Origin of the sequence: Marinobacter sp. CHS3-4 (genome assembly GCF_030053415.1) — a bacterium.
In the GTDB taxonomy this organism is placed as follows: Bacteria; Pseudomonadota; Gammaproteobacteria; order Pseudomonadales; family Oleiphilaceae; genus Marinobacter.
This window is the reverse complement of sequence record NZ_JASGBJ010000001.1, coordinates 1356764-1376195: the sequence shown is the minus strand read 5'-3', so window position 1 is coordinate 1376195 and position 19432 is coordinate 1356764. Positions and strand designations below refer to the sequence as shown.

Below are 19432 nucleotides of genomic sequence, written 5' to 3'. Positions count from 1 at the left end.
GTCAGGCTCGCTCGTCAGGAAACGCCAACACTTCGGAGATATCGTCAACGCCCAGCTTCAGCATCAGAAGCCTGTCCAGTCCCAGAGCGACGCCGGCGCATTCAGGAATGCCTGACTCCATGGCAGATAACAGAGCTTCATCGAAAGGCATCTCTGACTTACCGGCCTCCCGCCGGGCCCGGTTATCCGCTTCAAACCGGGCTCGCTGCTCAGCCGGGTCTGTTAGCTCCCAGTAGCCATTGCACAATTCAAGTCCTTCAATATACAACTCGAATCGATGCGCCTGAAGCCTGCCGTTGACTTCGGTAACTCTGGCCAACGCGGCCTGTGAGGCCGGATAGCCGGTAACGAAAACCGGCCCGAGGCTTGCCAATTCCGGCTCGATTTGAAGGCTCATCAATAAGTCCAGACATTCGTCTCTCAAAAGACCAGAACGCTGTGCGGCATCCATCCAGGGCTGACACATGGCCCTGAGTTCTTCATCGGACGCGGAAAACGGGTCGATCCCTGCAAACCGGATGAATGCATCCCGGTATGTGACGGTTACCGGACGAGGACAATCCAGCCAACCGCAGACCAGATCTGCAACTTCCCCCATCAGGTCGGCATCGTCAAACCCGGTACGGTACCACTCCAGCAAGGAGAATTCGGGGTTGTGCCGGGCACCCCGTTCGCCACTGCGAAACACCCTGGCAATCTGGTAGACGTCGCCCAAGCCAGCGGCCAGCAGGCGTTTCATTGGGTATTCCGGCGAGGTCTGCAGCCACAAACGATCTTCATCACCGCCCGGGCCGACAGGCACACTGTCGATGTTCAAATCGGTCACGCTGCAGCGCCCAAGAATCGGCGTTTCCACCTCCAGAACGTTCCTGGAGGCAAAAAAACCGCGCACCCAGGCTAGCTGTTGTGCGCGGCTTTTCAGGGCAGCCAGTGAGGCTGACGGCTGCCAATGATCAGAATCAGACACGACCTCAGTTCTTGACCCGACTGACGTATTCTCCCGAGCGGGTGTCCACTTTCAGCACCTCGCCAATGGTAATGAACAACGGCACGTTAACCACCGCCCCAGTGGAGAGGGTCGCCGGTTTGGAGCCGCCCTGCGCCGTGTCGCCTTTCATGCCCGGATCGGTGTCAACCACTTCCAGCTCTACAAAATTGGGCGGCGTGACGGTCAGCGGAGCGCCGTTATACAGAGTCACGGTGTAGACGTCTTGCTCTTTCAGCCATTTCAGAGCGTCGCTTACCGCCTTTTCGTCGGCAGGAAACTGCTCAAATGAACCGTCGGTTTTCATGAAGTGCCAGAATTCTCCATCGGTGTAGAGATATTCCATCTCCAGATCGACAACATCCGCTGCTTCGAGACTCTCACCAGACTTGAAGGTGCGCTCCCACTGACGATTGGTCATCAGATTGCGGAGTTTCACACGGTTGAATGCCTGGCCCTTGCCCGGCTTAACGAATTCATTTTCAAGAATGATGCAGGGGTCGCCATCCAGTAAAACTTTAAGACCGCCGCGGAATTCGTTGGTAGAATATGAAGCCATGAAATTATCACCTGAAACGATGCAGTTAAGAATTCGAAGGTCGCTATGATACAGCGAACCGCCGCGCTTATAGAAGCCCGCTCCGTCTACGATGAGAATCCGGTACCGGATACCAACGAACAGAGCTGGCAAAGGTTGCTGTCCGACTCAATCACCTCTCCCGACACCCTTCTGCGCCGCCTGGAACTTGATCCGGCTCAATGGCGCGCCGGTGCGGATCTGGGCCATCAGCTGTTCTCTATCAGAGTTCCGGAACCCTACGCCCAAAGAATGGCGAGAGGCAATGCCGACGACCCTCTTCTACGGCAAGTCCTACCCACCCTGGCCGAGGGTGAATCCGTACCGGATTACGTCTCTGACCCGCTGCAGGAGGCCGACGCCATTGCCACCAATGGCTTGATACGGAAATACAAGAGCCGGGCACTGGTCATGGTTACTGGCCAATGCGCCATCAATTGCCGTTATTGTTTCCGACGACATTTCCCATACGACGAGCACCGACTGACACCGGAAGACCGACAACAGGTTCTGGATTACATTGCCAGCCACCCGGATATCAACGAAGTGATTCTCAGCGGCGGCGACCCGCTGGTCGCCAGCGACCGCCTACTGTCATTCTGGGCCAGCTCCATAGCCAAAATTCCTCACGTGCGGCGGCTGCGCATCCATACCCGGCTTCCTGTGGTCATACCCCAGCGGGTAACTCCGGAATTGTTGGGCGTGCTTTCCGAAAGCAGGCTTCAATGCGTGATGGTCCTGCATTTCAACCACGCCAACGAACTGGACGAGGCTGTTAAAGAAGCGATGCAGCAATTGCGGGAAGCCGGGGTGACGCTACTGAACCAGTCTGTGATTCTTCGCGGCGTCAACGATTCAGCCGACGGTCTGGCGGCCCTCAGTGAGCGACTGTTCGAGTGTCATGTTTTGCCATACTACCTGCATGCTTTCGACCCCGTCGCCGGCGCCCATCACTTTGCTGTAAGCGACACCCAGGCGCGTGCTATCGTTCGAGAATTGCTGGCGAGATTGCCCGGTTTTCTGGTTCCGCGACTGGTTCGCGAGGAACCTGACAAGCCCGGCAAGACACCCCTTGACCTGTTCAGCTGATCGGATTGACGATGAGTCAAACCTGATCGGTTGTTAAACATTGTCAACTTGGACATCACTCGCTTTTTGCCCAGCGTTTGCTATTTTAATGTGATGCATCGTATAACTAGAAAAAACACCGAGTTGGCGTGATTGAATGGATGGTAAGACTCTGAAACCGGATCTGGATGTACCTGAACAGAAAACAGCGAGTCTGTCCTTTTGCGAGACAACGCCAAAAGCGTTCAAGGACTGGGTCAATCAATTACCGATGGCCAACATCGGTGAAGCGTCGCGCCAGCTTTATCACGCCATCATTGAGCTGAACCAGCTGTTCGCGTCACACAGCCAGCGCCTCCAGTATCTGGAACTGATTCGCCCAAAGATCCATTTTGTCTGCGAAGAGCTTTCGCGGCACTATCTGGGGCTGTCCATTGCGCTTCCGGAGAAACAACGGAAAATTGCCAATCTTTCCCAGGCACTCCAGCTGCACTGCGCCTCTGGTTACAAGCTCTGCATTATGGAGTGCATGGACAATGGGGGCGTGGACAAAAACAAAAAAGCCATCGCCACTGCGGCTCATCGTGCCATTTCAGAACTGGCATCGACTGTCCTTCGCTCTCATCAACTGTATTGCCCCAGCCCATCCCGGAGCTGGCTGGAATGCCACCGTATGTTTCGGTTTGCCTTGCGGAACAAGCTGCACGGCCATTCGGTCGATGACGACAATCTTACGCAGCGACGCAGCAGCACCGTCGAGGACGCCTACAAACGTCTTCTTTTACTCGGTTGCGCCAGGCCAAACCAACTGAGACAGTCCGAACTTGCCCTGGTCTACAACCTGTTCGAAACCTGCACAGACCAGGTTGAAATTGGCCCAGAGGCACCTGACGACAGCCTGTTCGTGGTGAATCTTGAACGCGACAGCTCACCGATTTACCGAAGCCTTCTTGATCATACGCCCGGCCACGAGAGTCTGAACTTCGACACTCGCAATCTGTCGGCAGAAATCAGTGAAGTTCTGCACGCCAGAAGCCATTCAAGCGAAGCAGACTCTCCCCTGCGACTGCCAACCTCTGTGAGCAACACTCTGCTCACTCATTTGAGTCAGGCACTGGGCATTCTTGCCAAGCGTAACTTCAATCGGATTGCCAGCCAGGGCACGCTGGAAATCTGTGTTGGGCTGACCGCGACTCACTATTACGTATCGGGTGGCAAGACCTTCAACCAATTCGTTAGCGGAAACAACGAACTGGCTACTCAGGACGAGCCCGACGGCAACATGTTCCTGCGCAAGTCGCGACAGCGGGAAGATGCCTGGGCTGGCGCGCACGATGCGGGGCCCAGTGACGAGCTGACTCAATCGGCCGACACACCGATCAATTTTCGCAACAGCATCGGAGCCAAACCGGACAGTGCCAGCAGTGGATCCCAGCCCAAATCCCATCATGCCCTTCTGATCAACACCAGCCCGGGTGGCTACTGCGTCACCTGGGAAACCAGCGTACCAACGTCACTGCAAGCGGGTGAGGTTCTGGGTGTCCGTGAGCAATCCAACCACCCCTGGAGCATTGCCGTGGTGCGCTGGATTCGCCAGGTTCGTAATCAGGGCACGCAAATCGGCATTGAACTGCTTGCGCCCAGTGCTGCGCCTTGCGGCGTTCGTTTGATTCAGAAAGTGGGTAACAGCAGCGAATACCTGCGAGGCCTTTTACTGCCTGAGATCAGCGTGGTCAACCAGGCGGCAACTCTGATTACGCCAAGGTTGCCCTTTCAATCTGGCAGCCGAATCTCCATGCTGTACGATGGACGTGAAGATCAAGGCACACTGTCCCGGAAAGTCAGTGCGACTGGCAGTATCAGCCAGTTCGAGCTGAAGCTGCAAAATGCGGGAAGCTCACCCGTTCAGGGACCGCAGTCCTCTTCTGGCACCAGTGAGGATGAGTTCGACTCGCTTTGGCCTTCGCTCTGACACTTCGCAGGCCGAAACAGACGATTGAACCCGGTTTCAAGGGTTGTTATTGACGGGTAAGCACTGCATCATTCAGCGTTAGTGATTCGCCGGCAACCCCCTATTTTGATTCAGCATCGTATGCACGACCGGCCAAGCCAACGAGTACTGCGAGACATCTGACGAATGCAGAAGAAAAAGACCACCGTACATCTGCTCATACTCGACCCTTCGCAAAACGACGCGGAATCCATGGTCAGCCTGCTTAGAAATTCGGGCAAGGCAACCCGCGCACACCGCATCACATCCGAAGAAGACCTCGAGGAGACGCTGAAAGCCGGTCAATGGGATCTGCTTCTGGCGCGGGACGATGTTGAGCAGGAATTTGGTCCGGATGGCGCACTGGCCATGATTCGCCGCATGGACAAGGACATACCATTCGTCCTGCTTACCCACGAATTCGGCCACGAACGCGCTGTTGAGATCATGAAGGCGGGCGGCCAGGACACTGTGCCCTTCGAAAACACCGATCAACTGGTTCTGGTGGTCAATCGGGAGCTGGCGGCACTGGAAGATCGCCGTCGCCGAAGAACTCTGGAGTCCCATCTGCGTGAATCCGAGCAGCGATGCCAGCTGCTGCTGGAAAGCTCCAAAGATGCCATCGCCTACATTAACGACGGCATGCACATCTATGCCAACCAGTCGTACATGGAGTTCCTCGGCTACGACGATATTGACGACCTCATCTGTATTCCTGTTCTGGACACACTGACGTCCGAAAGCGCAGACAAGTACAAGGAATTCATGAAGGCCTTCGCCAGCGATGACGAAGAAAGCAAGACGCTGGCTTGCGTTGCTCGCAGAAGCGACGATCAGGAACTGAACGTCAACATGACGGTATCTGCGGCAACCTACGACGGCGAACTCTGTACCCAGATTGTGCTGCAGCCAGAGCACAACGATGCGGAACTGGAAGAGAAGTTGCGCCAGATCAGCAGTCAGGATCTGCTGACCGGCCTGTACAACCGCCAGTATCTTATGGATGCGCTGGGACAGGCCATCGCCAAGGCAGGCAAAGACAACGAAACGGGTGCACTGGCCTACATCTCCATTGATGGTTTCATGGCGATGAAGAGCCAGGTCGGCATAGCCGGTGCCGACCTTGTGCTGGGCGATCTGGCAAATATCCTGGGCGAACACACACCCGAAAACTTCACGCTTGCGCGGCTAAGTGACGACGCGTTCTGCCTGCTTGCCCATCCGTGCCCAGAAAAAACCATGGCAGAGCTGTGCGAAACCATCTGTAAAAAGGTTGAAGACCACCTCTTCGAGATCAGCGGACGCACCGTGCAGATCACGCTCAGCATTGGCGTTGCAGCCATCACCGAAAACGCACCCAAGGCGCCGGACCTGATGGGCCGTGCGCACACCGCCTCTGCCGATCTCAAGAAGAAAGAGGGTCATGAAAGCGGCAACGGTGTACTGGTCTATAATCCGGCCGACTACGAGACGCTGGACGAGAGCAACTCTGCTGATGCCATCCAGAAAGCGCTGGACGACAATCGTTTCCGCCTGTTGTTCCAGCCGATCATCAATTTGCGGGGCGAAGGCGAAGAGCATTACGAAGCCTTTGTTCGAATGCTCGACAAGGAAGAAAACGAGGTCTCACCTTACGACTTCCTGCCTCCGGTCGGCCCATCTGACATGGCCATCAAGATCGACCGCTGGGTGATTCTCCAGACCATTAAACAGCTGTCCAGCCATCGATCGCGCGGACATGACACCCGTTTGTTCCTGAACGTCACTGCCGAAACACTGGAAGACAAAACGTTTACGCCATGGTTGAGCGTGGCCCTCAAAGCAGCGCGATTGCCCGGCGATTCACTGATCTTCCAGATTCGTGAAGGCGACGCCAACAACTTCATGAAGCAGGCCAAAGAATTCGCCAAAGCGGTTCACGAGCTGCACTGCAAGGTATCTATTGCGCAGTTTGGCTGCGCGCTGAACCCCTTCAATACCTTGAAGCACATTGACGTGGATTACGTGAAGATCGACGGATCGTTCACCGAAGAAATCCAGAAGAAGAGCGAAGCCAAGGACGAAGTCAACGAGATGGTCAAAAGCCTGCAGAGCGCAGGTAAGCTCACCATCGTGCCATTGGTTGAGAACGCTGGCGTGCTAGCCACGCTATGGCAGGCCGGCGTGAACTACATTCAGGGCTATTATCTGCAAGCCCCGGTACCGGAAATGAACTACGATTTCGGCGACCACTGAAGCCGTGAGCCTTCCATCAGGGGGCCGTTAAAGGCCCACCTGACGGCTATCACTCTCCCTGAATCCAATCAGATACAGAATGGCATCCAGCCCCAGTGTGGAAATGGAATGCCGTGCAGACTCCTTGACCAATGGCTTCGCCCTGAACGCGACGCCCAATCCGGCCTGGCTCAGCATTGGCAGGTCGTTGGCCCCATCGCCGACCGCAATGACCTGCTCCCGGGAAATGTGCTCTTTCTCGGCAATTTCGAGTAACAATTCCGCTTTCCGGTTACCGTCAACGATTTGCCCTGCGACTCGGCCGGTCACCTTGCCGTTGTCTATCTCAAGCTCGTTCGCATAGACGTAATCTATGCCCAGCTTGCGCTGCAAATGACGTGCAAAATAGGTGAAGCCACCCGACAGTATGGCGGTGCGGTAGCCCAGGGATTTCAAGCTGCGAATCAGGTGCTCCGCACCTTCCGTGAGGTTGAGGCGCTCCGCGATACGTTCAAGCACAGACTCATCCAGGCCTTGCAGCAGCGCCAGACGCTCGGCAAAGCTCTCGCTGAAATCCAACTCGCCCTGCATGGCTCGTTCAGTGATTTCCGCCACCTGATCGCCCACCCCTGCTTCCAACGCCAGTTCGTCGATGACTTCGGCGTCAATCAGGGTGGAATCCATGTCAAACACCACCAGCCTTCGGTTACGGCGGAATATAGAATCCTCCTGGAAGGCGATGTCTACATTCATTTCACCGGCAATATGAAGAAAATCCGCTCGCAGCTCTTCCAGATCCGAGGGCGTTCCCCGCACTGAGAATTCCACACACGCCAACCGGTTGTCCGCCTGATTCAGCGAAGGCCGGGCAGACAGGCGTGTGATGTTGTCAATGTTCAGGCCGTGCCGGGCGGTAATTGCAGACACTCGGGCGATCTGCTCTGCCTTGATGTCTCTGGAGAGCAACGTGACGATGTAGCAGGCGCGATTACGACCCTCAGCCCACTGCTGGTATTCCTCCATGGTGATGGGCGCAAACCGTACCTGAAGGTCCAGGGAGTGCAATCGGAACAGCAGGTCACGAATAACCGGGGACGATTTTGACGCATCGGGAATCTCAATCAAGATGCCCCAGGTCAGGTGATCGTGTATCACAGCCTGACCTATATCCAGAATACGGACGTCGTACTGCCCCATAATGCCGGTGATCTCGGAGGTCAGCCCGGGCTTGTCGCGGCCAGAAACGTTGATCAGTACCAGTTCACTCACGCTCTGACTGCTCCTTTTCTGACGATTGATCAGACGCCTGATCGACCTCCTGGGCGGCAACATTGCTGGCTGACTGGATCACCTCGATGCCGTCAACTCGCTGCAACCCCCGGGGCAGCTTGTGCCCGCGACGGCCACGTTCACCCAGATAGTGCTCCAGGTCACTGAACTGAAGCCCCATTTTGCGCTTCCCGGCCCAGATCTCCAGTTGATCGTCCGCAGCAAACACAGCGGCTGCCACAACGAACTCTTCCCGATTCTGAACCCGCGCGGAAGGAATGCTGATGATTTTGTTACCCTTGCCTTTTGCCAATTCAGGCAGCTCGCTGAGCGGGAACACCAGCATCCGGCCCTCGTTGGATATGGCACCCAGGTACAAGGTTTCCGAGGACTTTGGGACCGGAACCGGCGTCATGATTCTCGCGCCTTTTGGCACAGACACCACCGCTTTACCGTTCTTGTTCTTGCTGATCATATCGCCGAGCGAGGTCACGAAACCGTAACCGCCATCCGTCACCAGCAGAACTTTCTGCCGCGGCTCGCCCATCAGGAGCCCAGAGAAGGTGGCGCCAGAGGGCGGGTTGATGCGGCCACTGAGTGGCTCGCCTTGCCCCCGTGCAGACGGCAAAGAGTGCGCAACCAGAGAATAGGCACGGCCGGTGGAATCCAGGAAGACCGCCTGCTGGTTATTCCGCCCTTTGGCGGCCATGGCAAACTTGTCACCCGCCTTGTAGCTGAGTCCTTCCGGTTGAATGTCGTGCCCCTTGGCAGCGCGCACCCAGCCCTTTTCAGACAGTACAACGGTGACCGGGTCATTGGACACCAGTTCGGTTTCGCTGAAGGCGCGGGCTTCTTCCCGCTCAACGATCGGCGATCGGCGCTCATCACCGTAGGTTTCGGCGTCTTCGATCAGTTCCGATTTGATCAGCTCTCTCAGGCGATCCTCAGAGCCAAGAATGGATTGAAGCTCATCGCGCTCGGCAGACAGTTCGTCCTGCTCGCCGCGGATCTTCATTTCCTCCAGCTTCGCCAGGTGGCGCAATTTCAGCTCGAGGATGGCTTCAGCCTGTTCTTCAGTCAGGCCAAATTTCGCAATCAATGCCTCTTTGGGCTTGTCCTCATAACGAATGATGGCGATCACTTCGTCGATATTGAGATACGCAACCAGCAAACCCTCGAGGATATGCAGACGCGCCAGCACCTTATCCAGTCTGTGCTGAAGACGACGGGTGACGGTCGTTCGCCGGAACTCCAACCACTCGGTCAGCAGTGTCTGCAAACCTTTCACGCCGGGCCGCCCGTCATTTCCGATCACGTTGATGTTCACGCGATAGGTTTTCTCAAGATCCGTGCTGGCAAACAGATGGGCCATCAAACCGTCGTGGTCCACACGGTTCGACCGCGGAACAATCACCAGGCGCGTGGGATTTTCGTGGTCCGATTCATCACGCAGGTCGGCCACCATGGGCAGCTTCTTGGCCTGCATCTGCTGGGCAATCTGTTCCAGCACCCGGTTGCCAGATGCCTGGTGAGGTAGATCGGTCACAACAATCTCGCCGCCCTCGTTTATCCAACGTGCGCGCATTCTCAGAGAGCCACGCCCAGTCTCATACATCTGACGGATGTCTTTGCGCGGGGTAATAACCTCTGCTTCGGTGGGAAAATCCGGCCCCTTCACGTGCTCACACAAATCGTCAACGGAGGCGTCTGGCTGGTCCAGAAGACGAACGCAGGCAGCCGCAATTTCCCGGGCATTATGTGGTGGAATGTCTGTAGCCATACCCACGGCGATCCCCGTGGTGCCATTGAGCAACACGTGCGGCAACCGAGCCGGCAGAACCGCCGGTTCATTCATCGTCCCGTCAAAGTTGGGCACCCAGTCCACCGTGCCCTGCCCGAGCTCCCGCAGCAGAACCTCCGAGAAACGGGCCAGGCGCGACTCGGTGTAACGCATGGCGGCAAAGGATTTGGGGTCGTCTGGCGCACCCCAGTTGCCCTGTCCATCGACCAGCGGATAACGATAGGAGAACGGCTGCGCCATCAGCACCATGGCCTCATAGCAGGCGCTGTCGCCGTGGGGATGGAACTTACCCAGCACGTCACCGACGGTGCGCGCGGATTTCTTGTACTTGGACGTGGATTTCAGACCAAGTTCAGACATGGCGTAGACGATTCGACGCTGAACGGGCTTTAGGCCGTCACCGATGTTCGGCAGTGCCCTATCGAGAATCACGTACATGGAGTAATCAAGGTACGCTTTTTCCGTGTAGTCCCTCAGCGAGACCCGCTCAAAACCTTCATCCGTCGTCTGGAACTCTGGCATGCATGCCCCTTTTCGCCGTCAGAAAAGCGCCCATTATATGGAGGCTGGCGCGGATACACCAACACCCTCTGGCCATTCCAATAGCGGAATTCCCGAATGGAGCACATAAACACCCACCCGTATTCTCAATGACACTCACACACCGACTCATTGTTGATGAACAACAACGGAGCGTTATGACACCGGACCTGAAAGCCTGTGGCCAAGCCTTGTTGACGGCGACGATCAATGCCTCTCTGGCACTTGCCCTGATGCTACTCATAGAGTTTGCAATCAGCGGGTCATTTCAGCTGGCCGACGCCTACGTCTGGGCCGTCTCAGTGATTGGGCTGGTCATTTTCTTTGCCCAGTTCTGGCGGCAACGCCATCTGTGTCGTCACTGTCAGTCTGAGCGCGAAAATGACGCGGAAAACCTTAAAACGTGACTTAAGCCATCCCATTGCTATGCTGTAAGAGTCCGGCTTCACGCACCCTCATGAGGGCTCTTGCATGAATTTAAACAAGAAATTAGGTCTACGGACCAAAATCTGTCTCCCCTTTGCCCTGTCGGCAATCGCACTGATCGTCATCGGAATTGTCAGCGCCATGACATTCCGTAATCTTGTTGCGGACACGAATGACATCGCTGACAACGCTCTGCCTGCCATTAGCGAAGTACTCAACGGGGATCGGGACCTTTACCAGGCCCTCGTAGCGCAGAATTCTGCTGTTGAGGCCGCACTCCTGGGTAGAGAATCCGACGAGTACCGGGCGTCTTTTGATGAAAATACCAAGCAGGCGTACGACCGAATGAAATCTGCTTTGGGAAGGCTCAAAGGCACTGAGTTGGCGGACAAAGCTGAAGGTTTCGAGGCCGCCTTCAAGCGCTGGACAGATGCCGCAAAACTAGCCATGGATCACGCAGACGAACGATCAAAACTGGCGGCGCAGGCCGTACAGATGGGCGAGGGCCGCACCGCCTTCGGCGAGCTAAGAAACTACTACGATGTTATAGGCTCCCATGCCGATGATCAGGCCAAGATCTCTGCTGCTCATGCTGCCGAAGAAGCCTCGAGCCGCTCCCTGCTTATCATGATCACCAGCATTGCGACAGTCGCGGTCTGTATTGCACTGTTCGTTATTTTCCTGCGCATGATTGTTGGCTCAGTCGGGCAACTGAAAGACCAGTTGGACAACATTGCCCAGGGCGAAGGTGACCTGACTCAGAGAGTGCCGGTGGACACCAACGATGATCTTGGGGCGCTGGCTGACAGCTTCAACAAAGTGTTGGAAAACCTCCAAAACATGGTCGGCCGTATTCAAAAACTGAGTGAGGATCTCGGAAACGAAGCCAGTGAACTGGCAAGAGCGTCCAGGGACAACACGGATGGCGTCAGTCGTCAGACCGATCTCATTTCGATGGTCGCCACCGCCATCAATGAGATGCAGAGTGCGATCGAAGAAGTTGCTGGCAACGCCTCGCGCGCTGCGGAGGTAACCACGCAAGCACAGGAGACGACAGAGAAAAGTGGCCAAATTATCCATAGCTCTTCTGAGCAGGTTCACACTCTGGCCGAGCAGATTTCCAAGGCCGTTGACGTTATTCGCAAACTGTCGGAAGACTCCGACAACATCACATCGGTACTCGATGTGATCCGAGGCGTGGCGGAGCAGACCAATTTACTGGCTCTCAACGCAGCCATCGAAGCGGCGCGCGCTGGGGAACAGGGGCGTGGATTTGCCGTGGTTGCCGATGAAGTCAGAACTTTGGCTCAGCGAACCCAGCAATCCACGGAAGACATTCAACGAATGATTACCGCACTACAAACCGGCGTCTCAGACATCGTTGAGGTCATGGAAACCGGCAGTACTCAGGCCGGTGAAACTGAAAAACTTGCAGCAGACGCCGAAAAAGAGCTGAACGCCATTGTTGAGTCGATGAATGACATCAGCGACGTCAATTCCAGTGTTGCCTCAGCGACAGAACAACAGACTCAGGTGGTTGAGGAAATTAATCGTAACATCGTCAACATCAACGAGCTGGCTGCGGAAAGTTCGCGTCGTTCAAGTAACATCAATGACATCAGCTCTAAATTGGATGGTTACGCCAGCGAGCTGAAACAGCAGACAAGCCGATTCAAGGTATGATTTACCGCTGCCCACAAGGGCAGCGGCGTCAGCGCGTTGTTTACTGGCGAATGCCTTCAACAGAGATGATAAGTTCAACTTCTCTGGAGGCTTTGCCCAGCTTTTCGTAGGAAATACCGAAATCATCCAGATAGAATTCGGTCTCGGCCTCGAAACCCATGCGATAGCCGCCCCATGGATCGGCACCGTGGCCAACCATTTCAACGTCGAGAGTGACTTCTTTCGTGACACCATGAAGCGTCAGATCGCCAATGATATCGGCTTCGCCGTCTTCGCCCACCTCAACACGCTTGCTGGTAAACGTGGCTTCCGAAAATTCGTCGACATCGAGAAAGTCGTCCGAACGAATGTGCTTGTCCCGCTCTGCGTGATTGGAGTCCACACTGGCCGTTTCCACCGTCACTGACACAGAGCTGTTCGCCGGATTCTCAGCGTCGTAGACAAACTCACCGTCAAAGTTGTTGAATCGACCGTACAGCCAGCTATACCCCAGATGCGAAATCTTGAACGTAATGAACTGGTGGGCTCCTTCGTCATCGAATGCGTAGGTGCCACTGTGTTCCGATGCCTGGGCACTACCAATGGTTGCCAGAGAGACAGCGGATGCAAGAATCAGTTTTTTCATGGTTTTCTCCTTTGGGTTTTATTAAGACGTTTGTATGCAAGGCGTTGCGCCTCGCGTGTTTTCTAAGAATTAGCGTTTACGGCCCATGGTTCCCAACATGCGCCGAAGCGTGTCGTCTTTATCCAGAAAGTGATGCTTCAAAGCACCGAGCGCATGTATGCCGGCCAGCACAATGATCGACCAGGTCACCCAGTAATGAATGTCCCCGGCAGTATCCTCCATACCCTTTATACGACCGGTCGCTGAAGGGACATCAAACCAACCAAATACACTGATTGATGAGCCATCCGCGGTAGAAATCAGATAGCCACTGATCATCGCCACATAAATAAGAAGGTAGAGCAGGCCATGCGCGACGTGCGCCGCTATCACTTCAGCCTTGAGGTGGTTGGGCATTGGAACAGGCGACTTGTTCATCCACCGCCACACCAATCGGAATACCATCACTGCAAACAGCAAAAGACCAACAGCTCGATGTATATCGGGCGCCTGCTTATACCAGTCGTGGTAGTAATCCAGATCGACCATCCAATAGCCCAGCGCAAAAAGGCCAATCACCGCGACAGCCACAAGCCAGTGGAGACTGATCGACACAACGCCGTACCTTTCCCTGGAGTTCTTTACCTGCATCAAAACGCCCCTTTCAATGACTTTTAAGCTGCCTCGAGTGTAGAAAGACTGCGTAGTCAGGCCAAACAAAATGTTTTGCACGCCATGATCAGAAATACTGACCATGGAGCGTCCGTAGTAACACCTATGCCTTTGGTCTTATAGGGGTTTTACGGATTGCTCGGTTTCAGCGCAGCGATAGAATGTGCAGATGTAAACAGATTTCATCCACACATTTCATACAGAGAATAAGGTAATGGAAATCGAATTCGACGAGACAGTCGTTGTCCCCAGCAACAACTGATTCTTTAAAAATTTCAAGTGTATATAGTTACGCCAGGTTTCGCGTTTTTACATGAAATACTGGCAATGGACGGCGGATTTTGGCAATCTTCGTGTCAATTGTCCGACCTGTTCCCTAAGCTGCTGCTTTAGAACTGGTTTTGCGGGCTAATTGATCAACAGATCGGCATCAGGCTCTACGCGCTGAACGCCGGTGGTTTCGTTTATCAGACACAGAAGCGCCCATGTCCCGACCCCTTCCAGAAGCACTGGCAATACCGGATGTTGAACTCTTGTCTCCGATGCTGTCCCAGGAAGGGGAAAGTTGGACAGCCGACTATCAGGGGCTGACGCTTAAGACAGCGCTGCAACCCATTTTTAGCCTCTCGCACAAACGGGTGGTGGGTTACGAAGCGCTGATTCGAGCCTTTGACAATGACAATGCCGCAGTATTACCGCTGCACCTGTTCGAATTGGCTTCCTCCGACGCAGAGAATCTTCTGCTCGACCGTCTTTGCCGCTTTCTGCACATTCGCAACTATTCCCACTTTCATGACCAGTTAAACTGGCTGTTTCTCAATGTTTCCCCCAGCGTGGTCTCGACCGGCACGCGAGCAGACTCCTTTTTCGGGGAACTGCTGAAGAAAACCGGCCTGCCTCCTCACCGAATCGTGATGGAGATCGTAGAGCAGCCCACTGATGATGCGGAAAAGCTCAGAGAAACCGTCTCCTACTACCAACAGTTGGGTTGCCTGACGGCCATCGACGATTTTGGGGCGGGACATTCCAATTTCGAACGTATCTGGAACCTTTCTCCAGACATCGTAAAGCTGGACAGAACCTTGTTAACCCGTGCAACAGATGACCGAAAAGCACGGCAGATTCTTAACGGCATCGTCACCCTGTTGCATCAATCCGGCTGCCTCGTACTTCTGGAAGGCGTCGAAACCCACAACCAGGCAATGATTTCAATCGATGCCGGTGTGGATTTTGTGCAAGGATTCTACTTTCACAAGCCCAGTGTCGCTCTCGATCAGCTTCGCAACCGGGACATGACGGATCTGGACCAGCTACTGAGTGATTATAAGAGCAGAAGCCGGGTCACTATGGACCCTTCAGATCAGATAACGGGCTTTTTCGAACGGGATTTTCAAACCGCCGTCGACCGCCTGCGAGACGGGCATGCGATGCAGCATGCCTGTAGCGCCCTGTTAAATCATCCAACTGTATCCCGCTGCTATCTGGTGGATGAGATCGGTGTCCAGATTCGGGATACCCTGGTCTCCGATGCCGCCACCCGCAACCTGGATCCGCGGTTCCGGCCGCTGGAAAGCACCACCAGTGCAGACTGGTACCGCCAGCAGTACCTCAGGCAGGCGATCGCCAAACCGGGCACATTGCACGTTACGGCGCCCTATCTGTGCATAACGGGCGCTTACATGTGCGTGACGCTGTCACTGGGCTATTACGATAACGGCCAACTTTATGTGCTGTGCTGCGACATCCTGGCCAGTGGCACAGCCAACGACCTCAAGAAACTCTGATACCGTAGACCAACGAAATCACCCCGACGGTCACAAGGCCGATAAACAGATTCATCGGCACTCCCACTTTCACGAAATCCATGAAGCGGTAACCTCCGGGACCGAAGACCATCATATTGGTCTGGTAACCAAGAGGCGTGGCAAAACTGGCGGAGGCGGCCATCATGACCGCAATCACGTAGGGCTCCGGCGCAATGCCAAGTGAGGAGGTCATGGACAGTACCACCGGAAGAATCAGTACGGCGGCCGCGTTATTGGTAATCACCTCGGTGAGCACTGATACAGCGATATAGACCAATAAAAGCGTTACCAATGGATTCCCGCTGCTGGTAGAAAGAATACCTTCAGCAAGGAACCCTGCGGCCCCGGTGGCTTCCAGCGCAGCCCCCAGTGAAAACGACGCGGCAATCGTCAGCATTACCGGCACATCAACGGCTTTCTGCGCCTGTCCAACCGAGCAGCACCCGGTCAGCACCATCAACGCCGCACCGAGCAGGGCAGCATTCAGCATGGACAGAAAACCACCAGCGGCACTGCCCACAAGCACAAGCAGAATAGCCCAGGAAAGGTACGCGCGGTCGTGTCGCGGCGTGTCTGTTTCCAGATCATTGATCAGAAGAAAGTCTTTGGCGTAGCGTTGCCGACTAACGAACGCCGGGCGCGCTTCCAACAACAGGACATCGCCGGTTTTCAGCCGGATATTCCCCAGGTTGCCAGACACCCGTTCACCGCCGCGAGCCACCGCGAGTACCACTGCCCCGTATCGGTCACGAAACCGGGCATCCCGAATGGTCATACCCAGTACATCAGAGGTGGGCGACAGTGCCGCTTCGACCAGACGTCGTTCAGCCCGATCCTTGCTCAGACTCGGCTCATCATCGTGCACGGACGGTACGATGCCGTGAATGCGGAGCAAATCGGAGATTGCCTGAGTGTCGCCCGCAAATACCAGCCGGTCACCGCCGCGCAAGCGTTCTTCTGACGGCACAGCGGTCACCACACTGCCATCCCTCTCGATCTCCACCAGGTAAAGTCGATCCAGCTCTCTCAATCCTGCTTCATCGACGCTCTTTCCTACCAATGGCCCATCGAAAGCAACCGCCACTTCCAATGTGAATTCCCGCATCGAGCCAAACTTCTGTTGGTCCTTCCGATCCGGCAGGGCTCTGGGCATTACCAGCAACATCACGCCAAGCCCGATAATCGCGACGGGAAGACCCACGGCAGTGATCGAGAAAATAGAAAATCCCTCTTCCCCCGTAAGGTGCTGGTACTGGCCATTCACAACCAGGTTCGTGCTGGTGCCAATCAGAGTCAGCGTGCCGCCCAGAATGGCAGAATAGCTGAGGGGGATCATAAGCTTGGAGGGAGAGATTCCGATCTTTCGAGACCAGGCGTGAATCGCCGGAATCATGGTCGCCACGACCGGTGTGTTGTTCAGAAAACCACTGAGTAAAGCAACTGGCAGAGAAATGCGGGCCTGAGCGGAGCGGACTGAACGGGGAGATCGCAACAGATAATGAACGACCAGGTCCACACCTCCGGAATGGTGTATTCCCGCCGCTACCACAAACATGGCAACAACCGTGATCAGGCCAGTATTGCTAAAACCAGACAGTGCTTCGTCAGCCGACACAATGCCGCTGGCGCTCAGCACAATCAGCACTGAAAGCATGACAAGATGCGGGCCGTATCGCCCCACGCTCATCAGTAACAGGGCGATTGCGGCCAGACTTAGTACAAACCAGCCTTGCCAGTCCATCCACACACTCCCGCAAGAAAAGGGAGCAGGATAGCGACTCTGAATCTAACTTAGAAAGAATAAAAAATGATGCTCAAAGCACCAATAAGAATATGCAGGCAGATCGATCAGACTTCAATGTCTGCCATGTTGCCGTAGGCCTCAAGCCAACTGCGTCGATCAGAAGCACGCTTTTTACCGAGTAGCATATCCATACGGCTGTCGGTGTCGTCGCCGTCTTCAATGGTGAGCATCACCAGACGCCGGGTGTCAGGTGCCATGGTGGTCTCGCGCAACTGGAGCGGATTCATTTCGCCCAGGCCTTTGAAGCGGGTGACAGAAATCTTGCCCTTACGATTTTCAGCGGCAAGCCGGTCAAGGATGCCCTGCTTCTCGTGCTCATCCAGGGCGTAAAAAGTTTCCTTGCCCAGATCCACCCGGTACAGCGGCGGCATAGCCACGAACACATGTCCCGCGGCAACCACCGGACGGAAGTGCTTTACGAACAGTGCGCACAGCAATGTGGCAATGTGCAGGCCGTCAGAGTCGGCATCGGCCAATATGCAGACTTTGTTGTACCGGAGGCCTTCCAGCTTGTCCGAGCCGGGGTCGACCCCGATAGCCACAGCAATATCGTGGACTTCCTGAGAGGCCAGAATTTCGCTGGAGTCCACTTCCCAGGTGTTCAGGATCTTTCCCCGCAAAGGCATAACGGCCTGAAATTCGCGGTCGCGCGCCTGTTTTGCAGACCCACCCGCTGAGTCACCTTCGACAAGGAACAACTCGGAGCGAGCAGTATCGCTGCCAGAACAATCAGCCAGCTTGCCAGGCAAAGCCGGGCCAGAGGTCACTTTCTTGCGTGCCACTTTTTTGCTGGCCCGTAAGCGGCGCTGGGCGTTGCTGATAAACAGCTCTGCCAGGGCCTCGGCCACGTCTGTGTGCTGGTTCAGCCAGAGACTGAACGAGTCCTTAACGACGCCCGAGATAAACCCGGCGGCCTCTCGGGAGGACAGTCGCTCTTTCGTCTGACCACTGAACTGTGGCTCCTGCATCTTGAAAGACAGCACGTAGGCACAGCGTTCCCAGATGTCTTCTGGCGAGAGCTTCACGCCTCGTGGAAGCAGGTTTCGGAATTCACAGAATTCACGCATCGCTTCCAGCAGACCGGTACGCAGCCCGTTCACATGTGTCCCGCCCTGAGCCGTCGGAATCAGGTTTACGTAACTTTCCATCACGGACTCACCGCCTTCCGGCAACCATTGGATGGCCCAATCTACCGCTTCGGTATTGCCCGAAAAGCTGCCGACAAATGGATCCAGCGGTACCGCTTCAATGTCTGCCAGTTCGGAGCGTAAATAGTCCCGCAGGCCGTCCTCGTAACACCACTCATCTTTCTCGCCAGTCTGTTCCTGAAGAAAAGTCACCACCAGGCCCGGGCAGAGAACAGCCTTGGCTCGAAGGTTATGGCGTAAGCGGCTGACGGAGAACTTCGGGCTGTCGAAGTAGCTGGCGTCCGGCGTGAACTTCAATCGGGTGCCTGTATTCCGTTTGCCGACGGTATCGACTACTGCCAGGTCGGTTTCTTTATAACCGTTGGCAAAGGTCATCCGATGGAGCTGACCGTCGCGCTTGATCTGAACTTCCAGATGGGTAGCCAGTGCGTTGACTACCGACACCCCTACCCCGTGCAAACCACCGGAAAAATTGTAATTGCCCTGGGAAAACTTACCCCCGGCGTGCAGTCGCGAAAGAATCAACTCGACGCCCGGAACCCCGTGCTCTTTATGCATATCGACCGGCATGCCGCGGCCATCATCTTCCACGCTGAGCGAGCCGTCGTTATACAACACCACATCAATACGCTTTGCGTGACCGGCCAGAGCCTCGTCAACGCTGTTATCGATTACTTCCTGAGCCAGATGATTCGGGCGACTGGTATCAGTGTACATGCCCGGGCGTTTGCGCACGGGGTCCAGACCACTCAGGACTTCAATAGCGTCGGCGTTATACTGTTTCGGGCTCTGACTCATGGCTGTTTCTGACTCACAGGCGGCAGATGTTGCTGAGGATTGTTAAAA

General features: G+C 55.3%; 14 protein-coding genes. 6 read left to right on the top strand and 8 right to left on the bottom strand.

The genetic code is table 11. The features are described from left to right. Nucleotide 1 precedes the first annotated feature (1 nt). Nucleotides 2-967, bottom strand: coding sequence for an EF-P lysine aminoacylase EpmA (gene epmA / locus QLQ17_RS06375; protein ID WP_283208708.1), 966 nt, complete (start codon nt 965-967; stop codon nt 2-4). A gap of 4 nt (nt 968-971) precedes the next feature. Beyond that, complete coding sequence (gene efp, locus QLQ17_RS06370) at nt 972-1544, bottom strand: elongation factor P (RefSeq protein ID WP_283208707.1); 573 nt, start codon at nt 1542-1544, stop codon at nt 972-974. Between the two features lie 45 nt (nt 1545-1589). On the opposite strand from efp, the gene epmB reads away from it, so the two are divergent. From epmB to QLQ17_RS06355, 3 genes are all read left to right on the top strand, one after another. Further along, nucleotides 1590-2651, top strand: coding sequence for an EF-P beta-lysylation protein EpmB (gene epmB, locus QLQ17_RS06365; protein WP_283208706.1), 1062 nt, complete (start codon nt 1590-1592; stop codon nt 2649-2651). A gap of 136 nt (nt 2652-2787) precedes the next feature. Continuing rightward, a complete protein-coding gene (locus QLQ17_RS06360) occupies nt 2788-4602 on the top strand; it encodes a cyclic-di-GMP receptor FimW-related protein (RefSeq protein WP_283208705.1) in 1815 nt (604 codons plus the stop codon). Between the two features lie 165 nt (nt 4603-4767). Then, nucleotides 4768-6855 carry an EAL domain-containing response regulator gene (locus tag QLQ17_RS06355; protein WP_283208704.1) on the top strand — a complete coding sequence of 696 codons (2088 nt, stop codon included), beginning with the start codon at nt 4768-4770 and terminating at the stop codon, nt 6853-6855. Between the two features lie 27 nt (nt 6856-6882). On the opposite strand, the gene serB is transcribed toward QLQ17_RS06355, so the two are convergent. Together serB and parC are read right to left on the bottom strand one after the other, a co-directional pair. Then, the gene (gene serB, locus QLQ17_RS06350) at nt 6883-8103 is read right to left on the bottom strand and encodes a phosphoserine phosphatase SerB (RefSeq protein ID WP_283208703.1); all 1221 of its coding nucleotides are present in this window, start codon (nt 8101-8103) and stop codon (nt 6883-6885) included. Continuing rightward, on the bottom strand, nt 8096-10426 hold the full coding sequence (gene parC / locus QLQ17_RS06345) for a DNA topoisomerase IV subunit A (protein WP_283208702.1): 2331 nt from the start codon (nt 10424-10426) through the stop codon (nt 8096-8098). The genes serB and parC overlap by 8 nt, the downstream gene beginning before the upstream one ends. 176 nt (nt 10427-10602) lie before the next feature. On the opposite strand from parC, the gene QLQ17_RS06340 reads away from it, so the two are divergent. Beyond that, the gene (locus QLQ17_RS06340) at nt 10603-10851 is read left to right on the top strand and encodes a hypothetical protein (RefSeq protein WP_283208701.1); all 249 of its coding nucleotides are present in this window, start codon (nt 10603-10605) and stop codon (nt 10849-10851) included. A gap of 64 nt (nt 10852-10915) precedes the next feature. After that, nucleotides 10916-12553, top strand: a complete 1638-nt coding sequence (locus QLQ17_RS06335) for a methyl-accepting chemotaxis protein (protein WP_283208700.1) — start codon at nt 10916-10918, stop codon at nt 12551-12553. A gap of 40 nt (nt 12554-12593) precedes the next feature. Here the strand turns inward: QLQ17_RS06335 and QLQ17_RS06330 are convergent, their stop codons facing one another. Both QLQ17_RS06330 and QLQ17_RS06325 read right to left on the bottom strand, forming a co-directional pair. After that, nucleotides 12594-13178 (bottom strand): YceI family protein, encoded by a 585-nt coding sequence (locus tag QLQ17_RS06330; protein ID WP_283208699.1) that lies wholly within the window; start codon nt 13176-13178, stop codon nt 12594-12596. Between the two features lie 69 nt (nt 13179-13247). After that, nucleotides 13248-13808, bottom strand: coding sequence for a cytochrome b (locus QLQ17_RS06325; protein ID WP_283208698.1), 561 nt, complete (start codon nt 13806-13808; stop codon nt 13248-13250). A 506-nt stretch (nt 13809-14314) separates the two neighbouring features. Here QLQ17_RS06325 and QLQ17_RS06320 point away from each other — a divergent pair. Next, nucleotides 14315-15613: an EAL domain-containing protein gene (locus QLQ17_RS06320; protein ID WP_283208697.1), complete on the top strand. Its 1299-nt coding sequence runs from the start codon at nt 14315-14317 to the stop codon at nt 15611-15613. Here QLQ17_RS06320 and QLQ17_RS06315 read toward each other — a convergent pair. Together QLQ17_RS06315 and parE are read right to left on the bottom strand one after the other, a co-directional pair. Then, nucleotides 15600-17375 carry an SLC13 family permease gene (locus tag QLQ17_RS06315; protein ID WP_283208696.1) on the bottom strand — a complete coding sequence of 592 codons (1776 nt, stop codon included), beginning with the start codon at nt 17373-17375 and terminating at the stop codon, nt 15600-15602. The genes QLQ17_RS06320 and QLQ17_RS06315 overlap by 14 nt on opposite strands. Before the next feature lie 107 nt (nt 17376-17482). Next, entirely contained in the window at nt 17483-19384 is a 1902-nt protein-coding gene (gene parE, locus QLQ17_RS06310) for a DNA topoisomerase IV subunit B (protein ID WP_283208695.1), read from the bottom strand. Nucleotides 19385-19432 lie beyond the last annotated feature (48 nt).

Bases quoted from the DNA above. Each gene is read 5' to 3' on its own strand.
- QLQ17_RS06335 (WP_283208700.1), top strand. From the start codon at position 10,916: ATGAATTTAAACAAGAAATTAGGTCTACGGACCAAAATCTGTCTCCCC.
- QLQ17_RS06325 (WP_283208698.1), bottom strand. From the start codon at position 13,808: ATGCAGGTAAAGAACTCCAGGGAAAGGTACGGCGTTGTGTCGATCAGT.
- parC (WP_283208702.1), bottom strand. From the start codon at position 10,426: ATGCCAGAGTTCCAGACGACGGATGAAGGTTTTGAGCGGGTCTCGCTG.
- QLQ17_RS06340 (WP_283208701.1), top strand. From the start codon at position 10,603: ATGACACCGGACCTGAAAGCCTGTGGCCAAGCCTTGTTGACGGCGACG.
- QLQ17_RS06320 (WP_283208697.1), top strand. From the start codon at position 14,315: ATGTCCCGACCCCTTCCAGAAGCACTGGCAATACCGGATGTTGAACTC.
- QLQ17_RS06315 (WP_283208696.1), bottom strand. From the start codon at position 17,375: ATGGACTGGCAAGGCTGGTTTGTACTAAGTCTGGCCGCAATCGCCCTG.
- epmB (WP_283208706.1), top strand. From the start codon at position 1,590: ATGATACAGCGAACCGCCGCGCTTATAGAAGCCCGCTCCGTCTACGAT.
- QLQ17_RS06355 (WP_283208704.1), top strand. From the start codon at position 4,768: ATGCAGAAGAAAAAGACCACCGTACATCTGCTCATACTCGACCCTTCG.
- QLQ17_RS06360 (WP_283208705.1), top strand. From the start codon at position 2,788: ATGGATGGTAAGACTCTGAAACCGGATCTGGATGTACCTGAACAGAAA.
- parE (WP_283208695.1), bottom strand. From the start codon at position 19,384: ATGAGTCAGAGCCCGAAACAGTATAACGCCGACGCTATTGAAGTCCTG.
- QLQ17_RS06330 (WP_283208699.1), bottom strand. From the start codon at position 13,178: ATGAAAAAACTGATTCTTGCATCCGCTGTCTCTCTGGCAACCATTGGT.
- efp (WP_283208707.1), bottom strand. From the start codon at position 1,544: ATGGCTTCATATTCTACCAACGAATTCCGCGGCGGTCTTAAAGTTTTA.